Origin of the sequence: Pseudomonas sp. Ost2, from assembly GCF_018326065.1 — a bacterium.
GTDB classification, from domain to species: Bacteria; Pseudomonadota; Gammaproteobacteria; order Pseudomonadales; family Pseudomonadaceae; genus Aquipseudomonas; species Aquipseudomonas gingeri.
Window position 1 is genome coordinate 3,635,925 of record NZ_AP021904.1, and the last position, 8,319, is coordinate 3,644,243.

The 8,319-nt window shown below is 64.7% G+C and carries 8 protein-coding genes; 6 read left to right on the forward strand and 2 right to left on the reverse strand.

The annotated features are described in order from the left end of the window. Window positions 1-109: 109 nt before the first annotated feature. On the reverse strand, window positions 110-631 hold the full coding sequence (locus tag KI243_RS16030; RefSeq protein WP_042936397.1) for a helix-turn-helix domain-containing protein: 522 nt from the start codon (window positions 629-631) through the stop codon (window positions 110-112). Window positions 632-801: 170 nt separating this feature from the next. Between KI243_RS16030 and KI243_RS16035 the strand changes: the two genes are divergently transcribed. From KI243_RS16035 to KI243_RS16060, 6 genes are all read left to right on the forward strand, one after another. Further along, entirely contained in the window at window positions 802-1,182 is a 381-nt protein-coding gene (locus KI243_RS16035; RefSeq protein ID WP_212811151.1) for a RidA family protein, read from the forward strand. Between the two features lie 305 nt (window positions 1,183-1,487). Further along, on the forward strand, window positions 1,488-3,479 hold the full coding sequence (locus KI243_RS16040; RefSeq protein ID WP_103032854.1) for a U32 family peptidase: 1,992 nt from the start codon (window positions 1,488-1,490) through the stop codon (window positions 3,477-3,479). Between the two features lie 161 nt (window positions 3,480-3,640). Beyond that, window positions 3,641-4,897, forward strand: coding sequence for an MFS transporter (locus KI243_RS16045; RefSeq protein ID WP_212811152.1), 1,257 nt, complete (start codon window positions 3,641-3,643; stop codon window positions 4,895-4,897). Continuing rightward, window positions 4,894-5,610 (forward strand): 4'-phosphopantetheinyl transferase superfamily protein, encoded by a 717-nt coding sequence (locus tag KI243_RS16050; protein ID WP_017128381.1) that lies wholly within the window; start codon window positions 4,894-4,896, stop codon window positions 5,608-5,610. The genes KI243_RS16045 and KI243_RS16050 overlap by 4 nt, the downstream gene beginning before the upstream one ends. Then, the gene (locus KI243_RS16055; RefSeq protein WP_017128382.1) at window positions 5,607-6,671 is read left to right on the forward strand and encodes a GSCFA domain-containing protein; all 1,065 of its coding nucleotides are present in this window, start codon (window positions 5,607-5,609) and stop codon (window positions 6,669-6,671) included. Before KI243_RS16050 ends, KI243_RS16055 begins: the two co-directional genes overlap by 4 nt. Further along, window positions 6,616-7,308, forward strand: coding sequence for a hypothetical protein (locus KI243_RS16060; protein WP_017128383.1), 693 nt, complete (start codon window positions 6,616-6,618; stop codon window positions 7,306-7,308). Before KI243_RS16055 ends, KI243_RS16060 begins: the two co-directional genes overlap by 56 nt. Before the next feature lie 140 nt (window positions 7,309-7,448). Here the strand turns inward: KI243_RS16060 and KI243_RS16065 are convergent, their stop codons facing one another. Further along, window positions 7,449-8,318, reverse strand: a complete 870-nt coding sequence (locus KI243_RS16065) for a TauD/TfdA family dioxygenase (RefSeq protein WP_103032855.1) — start codon at window positions 8,316-8,318, stop codon at window positions 7,449-7,451. Window position 8,319: the final 1 nt, after the last annotated feature.

Below are 8,319 nucleotides of genomic sequence, written 5' to 3' on the forward strand. Positions count from 1 at the left end.
CTGCTGGCCGGGGCGGCTGGAGCGACGGCGGCCGCTTCTTGAGCGGGTGTAACTTGGCCGGGTGCAACGCGGACTTGAGCGTCCATGGTGAGTGACCTCTGCAAACAGATTAATTGGGGAACGGACTGACCAGGGTGTCGTCCAGCGGTTGGGCCTGGCCGGTTCGCACGCGCCACTGGCTCAGCTCGTCGGCGTCCGCGGTGACATGGACCCGGTGACCTTCGCGGGTGATGCGCTTGCCGGTATTGGCATCCATCAGTGCCAGGTCCACCGGTTGGCCGGTGGCCTCATCGGCCAGGTAGACCCTGCGCGAACCTTTGGCATGCTTCGCCCCCCAGGCCATGAGGGTCAGGATCACCGGCCGCAGATCGCGACCGGCCTCGGTGAGGTGGTATTCGTAACGTGGCGGCTTGTCCTGGTAAGGGCGCCGTTCCAGCAGGCCGCCGAGTACCAGGTCGTTCAGACGCCGGGTCAGGGTGTTGGTGGCAATGCCCAGGCTGTTGAGGAAATCATCGAAACGGCGCAGCCCATAAAAGGCGTCGCGCAGGATCAACAGGCTCCAGCCATCCCCCAACTGCTCCAGGGCTCGGGCAACAGGACAAGGCATCGGGTGAAAGCTGGCTCTTTTCATGATCGCCTCCGCTGCGGGCGATAAAAATTACACTCATAATATTTCATAGCGACTTGCATTATGCAAGTCGCTATTTTCCAGTGTGCAAAGCCGCTCGTCGGGGATGCGATATTTCGCCGTGGGCTTATACTGCCGGCCTTGCTGAATACTCCGTCGAACAAGAGATCCCCATGGCAAACCAAGACATCACCTTCATTCCCGATCCCGGCGCGGACTCCATCTCATCCGACGTCGCCGGTTTCGGCGGCCTGCTGGTCTCCACCCAGATCCCCACCCGCGCCGATGGCAGCCTGGAGCTGGGCGATATCAGCCGGCAGAGCGAATGCACCCTGCAGGCGCTCAAGGTCGCGCTGGAAAAGGCCGGCAGTTCGCTGGATCGGGTCTTGCACCTGACCATCTACCTCACCGATATCGCTGACCGGCCGGCTTTCAACGAGGTCTACAAGCGCTTTTTCGCCAAGCCCTGGCCGGTGCGCGCCGCCGTTGGCGTGGCGGCGCTCGGCGTCGAAGGCATGAAAGTGGAAGTCACCGCGATGGCCGCAAAGGCCTAGAAACAACCTGGACCCAAATATGTGGGAGCAGGCCTGCACGAAAATGGGCCCGTGTGTGAAGTGGCTTGTGTGGGACCCGGCCTGTGTGTGAGCAGGCCTGTGTGTGAAAGAGGCTTCTGTGGGAGCGGGCTTGCCCGCGAAGAGGCCCTTGAGAGCGCCAAAAAGCCTCGCGGCTTCGCGGCGCCCCGACACCCCCGCTCCCACAAGTCCGCTCGCTCCCAGCCGCCACCCGGCAGCAATAAGTGCCGCCAGGCCGTTTCGCCGCTACAATGCCCGCCTTGACCGTGAAGCCTGACTAAAAAAACATGTCCCTACCCAAGCATCACCTGGAATTGCTCAGCCCTGCCCGCGATGTGGCGATTGCCCGCGAGGCCATCCTGCACGGCGCCGATGCCGTGTACATCGGCGGCCCGAGCTTCGGCGCCCGCCACAACGCCTGCAACGAAGTGAGCGATATCGCCCAGTTGGTGGAGTTCGCCCGGCGTTACCACGCCCGGGTCTTCACCACCATCAACACCATCCTGCACGACAACGAGCTGGAGCCGGCCCGCAAGCTGATCCACCAGCTCCACGATGCCGGCGTCGATGCGCTGATCGTCCAGGACCTGGGGGTGATGGAGCTGGATATCCCGCCTATCGAGCTGCATGCCAGCACCCAGACCGATATCCGCACCCTGGCCCGGGCCAAATTTCTCGACCAGGCCGGCTTTTCCCAACTGGTGCTGGCCCGCGAGCTGAACCTGCAGGAGATCCGCGCGATTGCCGACGAGACCGACGCGGCCATCGAGTTCTTCATCCACGGCGCGTTGTGCGTGGCGTTTTCCGGCCAGTGCAATATCTCCCATGCGCAGAATGGCCGCAGCGCCAACCGTGGCGACTGCTCCCAGGCCTGCCGCCTGCCCTATACCCTCAAGGACGACCAGGGTCGCGTGGTCGCCTTTGAAAAACACCTGCTGTCGATGAAGGACAACAACCAGAGCGCCAACCTGCGCGCCCTGGTCGATGCCGGTGTGCGCTCGTTCAAGATCGAGGGCCGCTACAAGGACATGGGCTATGTGAAGAACATCACCGCCTACTACCGCCAGCGCCTCGACGAAATCCTCGAGGACCGCCCGGACCTGGCCCGTGCTTCCAGCGGACGTACCGCGCATTTCTTCCTGCCGGATCCGGAAAAGACCTTCCACCGCGGCAGCACCGACTACTTCGTCAGCGACCGCAAGATCGATATCGGCGCCTTCGACACCCCGACTTTCACCGGCCTGCCGGTCGGCGTGGTGGAGAAAGCCGGCAAGCGTGACCTGCAGGTGGTGACCTTCGAGCCGCTGTCCAACGGTGACGGCCTCAACGTGCTGGTCAAGCGCGAAGTGGTGGGTTTCCGCGCCAATATCGCAGAACCCAGGGGCGAATTCGAAGAGGATGGCGAGAAACGCTATCGCTACCGCGTCGAACCCAACGAAATGCCGGCCGGCCTGCACAGCCTGCGGCCGAACCATCCGTTGAACCGCAACCTCGACCACAACTGGCAGCAGGCCCTGCTGAAGAACTCCGCCGAGCGTCGCGTCGGTCTTTCCTGGCTGGCCCGCCTGCGCGAGGACCGCCTGGAACTGACCGCCACCAGCGAGGAAGGCATCAGCGCCAGCGTCGCCCTGGACGGGCCGTTCGGCGTGGCCAACAAGCCGGAACAGGCCCTGGAGCAACTGCACGACCTGCTCGGCCAACTGGGCACCACCCAGTACCACGCCACGGCCATCGAACTGGATGCACCCCAGGCGTTCTTCATTCCCAACTCGCAGCTCAAGACCTTGCGCCGCGAAGTGATTGAAGCCCTGACCACCGCGCGTATCGCCGCTCACCCCCGTGGCGGACGCAAGGCCGAGACCAGTCCGCCGCCGGTGTACCCGGAATCGCACCTGTCGTTCCTGGCCAACGTCTACAACCAGAAGGCCCGCGACTTCTACCACCGTCACGGCGTCAAGCTGATCGACGCAGCCTTCGAGGCCCACGAGGAAACCGGCGAAGTACCGGTGATGATCACCAAGCACTGCCTACGTTTCTCCTTCAACCTGTGTCCGAAACAGGCCAAGGGCGTCACCGGCGTGCGCACCAAGGTCGCGCCGATGCAGTTGATCCACGGGGACGAAGTGCTGACGTTGAAGTTCGACTGCAAGCCTTGCGAAATGCATGTGGTCGGCAAGATCAAGGGGCATATCCTCGACCTGCCGCAACCGGGCAGCGCGGTGGTCGGCCATATCAGCCCCGCCGATCTGCTCAAGACCATCCCTCGCGCGCCACACTGAGCGAACGGCCAGGACGGCCGTTCTCGTCCCGGGCATAAATAAAGTCGTCGGCAACGCCCGCAAGGCTTGCATATCGACTCGTAGCCCTCTTCAATGAGCAGGCCCCACCCGACCCGATTCCCCGGTGTCGGGTACCTGTTCATGGATGAGCAAGCTTCGATATGAGCCAGATGGATCTGCGCCAGCGACCCGCCCCATGGAAGGCCTTGTGGGCTCTCCCCGTTCCGACCCGCTGGCTGCTGCTCGGCATCGGCGTATCGCGCATCGCTTCGTTCATGATCTGGCCCTTTATCGTCGTGGCGATGAACAAGCGCTTCGGTACGCCGATCACCGATATCGGCGCACAACTGGCCCTGGGTGCCCTGGTCTCCATCGCCCTGTCGCCCCTGGCCGGTTTTCTCGGCGATACCTTCAACGCCCGCAACCTGATGGTCTTCGGCTGCGTTCTCGGCGCCACCTGCTTCCTGCTGATGGGACTGCTGCCCGGACAGACCAGCTACTTTGCCGCGATCATCGGCATGGCGATGGCCCACAGCATTCTCGAACCGCTGCTGCGAGTGCTGCTGAGCGACACCGTGGCCACCGACGACGAGCGCACCTTTCTCTTCCATATCCGTTATTACGTGGTCAATTGCGCGGCCGCCAGCGGGCCGCTGATCGGCATGTGGTTCGCCAATCGCGAGAGCGACGCAGTGTTTCCCATCGCCGCCTGTGCCTACGGCCTGCTGGCGCTGACCATCGCCGGCGCGGCGCGCTATCGGCTGCAGTCGCCGCACCTGGCCGCTGCCGAATCGGTGCCGCCGCCCTTGCGGCAAGTCCTGCGGGCGATCCTCGGCAGCCGGCTGTTCCTGACGATCATCGTCGCCAACTTCTTCCTGGTGCTGGTCTATGCCCAGATCGATGAATCGCTGACCTTCTACCTGCTGGAACTCAAGGTCGAGGACATCAACGGCCTGATCGCCATGATGAACGTGACCAACGCCTCGGTGGTGCTGGTGTTCCACCTGTTCCTGATGGGCTGGCTGATCGACCTGGCGGACAAGCGCGCCTATGTCCTCGCCCTTGCCTGCCTGATGGTCGGCCACGCCATCATCGCCCTCAACAGCGCCGCCCTGTGGTACGGCTGGGTGTTGGCCATCGGTTTCGCGACCCTGGCCGAGATCATCGTGATGCCGCTGTTCGCCACCCTGATCGACCGCCTCGCGCCACCGGGCATGCGCGGCAGCTTTATCGGCATCTCCATGCTGGCCGGCCTCGGTTCGGCGCTGGCCCCACTGCTCGGCGCGCTGGTGATCAACCACTTTGGCGGCGTCGTGCTGTTTTCCGCGCTGGCCCTGGCCTGCCTGCCCATCGGCCTGCTGGGTTATCGGGCGCTGGCGGTGGGCCAGCCGGTCGCGGTGCCGGAGCCCGCGGTATGAGCCTGGTGTGCATCGATGTCGCCGCGCCGCCGCTACCGGTGATCGCGGGCGCGCAACTGCACGCCTGCCGCTTCGAATACGGCCAGGGCGCCGTGTCGGCCTACGACGCCGGCCGGTTCGGTCGCCTCGAACTGCCGCAGGCCCTGGTCAGTGCGGTGCCCGTCCGCCAGGCGGAATATCTGGCCGGGCGTTACTGCGCACGCCGCGCGGAGCACGCCCTGCACGGCCGCTACAGCGATATTCCCAGCGGCGCCGACCGTGCGCCGATCTGGCCGTCAGGGCTGGTCGGCAGTCTGTCCCATGCCGGCGGTTATGCCCTGGCGATCGTCGGCGACAGCCAGTCGGGCTACCTGCCCGGCATCGATGTCGAGCACCTGGCGGGCGAGCCGGAACCCGAGGATGTCCAGCGACAGATTGCCAGTCGCGAGGAAATGGCCGTGCTCGAATCTCTCCTCGACGCGGCCGGGGCCTTTACCCTGATGTTTTCCGCCAAGGAAGCGATCTACAAGGCGCTGTATCCCAGGGTCCGGCGTTTTATCGATTTCCATGAGGTGGCCTGTGTCGCCGCGGGGCCCGGCCACCTGCTGTTCGCCAGCCGCGACACGCTGCACAGCGTGCTGCCTCGCGACCTGCCCCTGCGCGTGGCCTATGCCGTGCAGGACTCGCGGGTCTTCACCCTTTGTCAGGTCGAACTCGGAGTGATCCAGGGATGAATCCTTACCAACTGCTGGCGCCACGTTCGTTCTGGCGCAGCGCCGTCGCACAACGGACGGCCTTGTCGATGAGCGAGCTGTGGCTGCCGGAATTCGCCATCGAGCGCGACGACGCCATCGTCACCGCCGGCTCCTGCTTCGCCCAGCATATCGGCCGGGCAATGGTCGCCCGCGCCATGAACTGGATCGATAGCGAACCGGCGCCGGCGGGCCTGTCGGAGGCCGAGTGCAAGGCCCGCCACTATGGCGTGTTCTCCCTGCGCACCGGCAACCTCTATACCCCGGCGATGTTACGCCAGTGGCTGGAGTGGGCCTTGCTGGACCGGGTGATGCCCGAGCAGGTCTGGAGCCGCGACGGGCGCTTCTTCGACCCCATGCGCCCCGCCGTCGAGCCTGCCGGCTATGCGAGCCTGGAAGCCTTGCGGGACGCCCGCCGGACCACACTGGCGGCCATCAAGGCGGCGATCCGGCGGGCCAAAGTGTTTGTCTTCACCCTGGGCCTGACCGAGGCCTGGGTCGATCGGCACACTTCGCTGGTATACCCGCTCTGCCCCGGCACCTTGCACGGCACCTTCGATCCGCAAACCCATGCCTTGCGCAATTTCGGCTTTCTCGACAGCTACCGCGAAATGACCACGGCGCTTGAACTGCTGCGCTCGGTGAATCCGGGTATCCGTCTGCTGCTGACGGTCTCGCCGGTGCCGCTGACCGCCACGGCCACCGGCCAGCACGTGCTGACGGCCACCACCTATTCCAAGTCGGTGCTGCGCGCCGTCGCCGGCCAGCTCTGTGAAGAGCAGCGCGATGTCGACTATTTCCCGTCCTACGAGATCATCACCGGCACGCCGTTCAAGGCCGCCTTCTACCAGGACAACCAGCGCGAGGTCACGCCCGAGGGCGTGGCCTTCGTCATGCAGCAGTTTTTTGCCGCGCTCGAGCCGAAACCGGCGTCTGCCGCGGCGCCCGGCACGGCCATTGCCCACTTGCCCAGCGAGGACCTTGTTTGTGAAGACGCCGTACTCGACTACTACGCCCAGCCCCAGGTTCCTGCTGCTGGGTGACTCCAACAGCGGTCCGATCGGCAAGGCCGCGCAGGCCCGCGCACTGCCGTTCAGCGGCGGACCGCTGGGGGCCGGGCGGGATTTCAATGTCGACTTCTTCGTGGCCTCGGCGGATGACCTGGGGTTTCGCGATCCGGAGATGGACCAGCGCTATCGCCAGGCCCTGGCACTGGCGGGTGTTGCGCACCTGGGCCAACTGTCGGTGCCGCTGGTGAGCACGCTGGGCATGAGTGTGCATTTCCTCGCCAGTCGCCCGAACTGGCACTGCTACCAGGATGAACACGGCGAATTCGATCCGGGCTTTCTGTCCGGGGCGTTGTTCGAGTCGATCATCGACGCCATGAGTCGCCATGCCCTGGCGTTCTACGAACGGGCTCTGGCCCTGGGGCTCAGGGTGCTGGTCGTCCTGCCGCCACAGCGCGTCCCGGAGTTTTCCGATGCGCGGGTGTTCCCGGCGGCGCAGGCGGTGTTGATTCGCCGGCTCCAGGCGCTGGGCATCGAGCTGATCGACGTGCGCAGCATCGCGACCGGCGAGGACGGCTGGCAACACCCGCGCTACTGCGAAATCGACGACCCCCTGCATGGCAACCTCGCCTTTGGCGGGCTGATCGTCGACGCGCTGCTCGAACGCCTCTAGGCTCCGTACGAAAACTCGCCGAGCGGCGATCAGGCAAGGCAAAAACAGGCGAGCAAGCGGAGTGTAGGGACCTACATGAGCATTGCGAGCCTGTTTTTAACGCAGCATGATCGTCGCGCAGGTAGTTTTCGTAGAGAGCCTCACGCCTGGGGCTGCTCGCCAAGAATGGTCACCCGCTCGCCATAACGCGAGTGCGGGAAATAATCCCAGACCGCGTGGTGCTGGGTGCAGCGGTTGTCCCAGAACACCAGGGTATTGGGCTCCCAGCGTACCCGGCAGGTCAGGATCGGCTCCCGTGCCACCAGGTCGAACAGCAGCTTCAGCAGCGCCTGGCTTTCAGCCTCGGACAACTGGGTGATATGCGAGGTGAAGCCGGAATTGACGAACAGGGTCTTGCGCCCGGTCTGCGGATGCCGCACCACCACCGGATGCTCGCTTTTGGGCAGGTCGGCGGGCGCCTGGTAGCCCTTCCAGGGAATCGCCCCGTCATGGACCGCCGTCAGGCCTTGCAGAAAATCCTGCAGGGCCGGTGACAGCATTTCCAGGGCCAGGTGCATATTGGCGAACAGGGTATCGCCACCGGTGCCGATCGCCGGGGTTTCCTTGATATACAGCATCGAGCCCAGCGACGGCGCCAGGTCGGCGGTGCCGTCGGTATGCCAGGCTTCCCCGGCGACGAAGCGCGACTGCGCGGTGGCGCGGATCACCACCAGTTCCGGGTCGTCGCCATCGATATCTTCCAGCGGCAAGGCCCGCAATTCCCCGAACAACCGGCCAAAGGCCTTGTGCTGCTCGACGCTCAGGTGCTGGTCGCGAAACACCAGCACATGGTTCTCCAGAAAGGCCCGGCGAATCTCCGCCAGTTGCCCGGGCGTCAGCTCCCGGGACAGATCCACGCCACCGATATGCGCACCGATGATCGGCGTCAGGCGATCAACCGTGATGTGCTGGTACGGCGCCCGAGGTTCGCCGGCGATTTTCTCGACTGCCTTCAATGCCCAATGATCCATG

Coding starts and splice junctions, on each gene's coding strand:
- KI243_RS16030 (WP_042936397.1), bottom strand. CDS start 631: ATGAAAAGAGCCAGCTTTCACCCGATGCCTTGTCCTGTTGCCCGAGCC.
- KI243_RS16035 (WP_212811151.1), top strand. CDS start 802: ATGGCAAACCAAGACATCACCTTCATTCCCGATCCCGGCGCGGACTCC.
- KI243_RS16040 (WP_103032854.1), top strand. CDS start 1,488: ATGTCCCTACCCAAGCATCACCTGGAATTGCTCAGCCCTGCCCGCGAT.
- KI243_RS16045 (WP_212811152.1), top strand. CDS start 3,641: ATGAGCCAGATGGATCTGCGCCAGCGACCCGCCCCATGGAAGGCCTTG.
- KI243_RS16050 (WP_017128381.1), top strand. CDS start 4,894: ATGAGCCTGGTGTGCATCGATGTCGCCGCGCCGCCGCTACCGGTGATC.
- KI243_RS16055 (WP_017128382.1), top strand. CDS start 5,607: ATGAATCCTTACCAACTGCTGGCGCCACGTTCGTTCTGGCGCAGCGCC.
- KI243_RS16065 (WP_103032855.1), bottom strand. CDS start 8,318: ATGGATCATTGGGCATTGAAGGCAGTCGAGAAAATCGCCGGCGAACCT.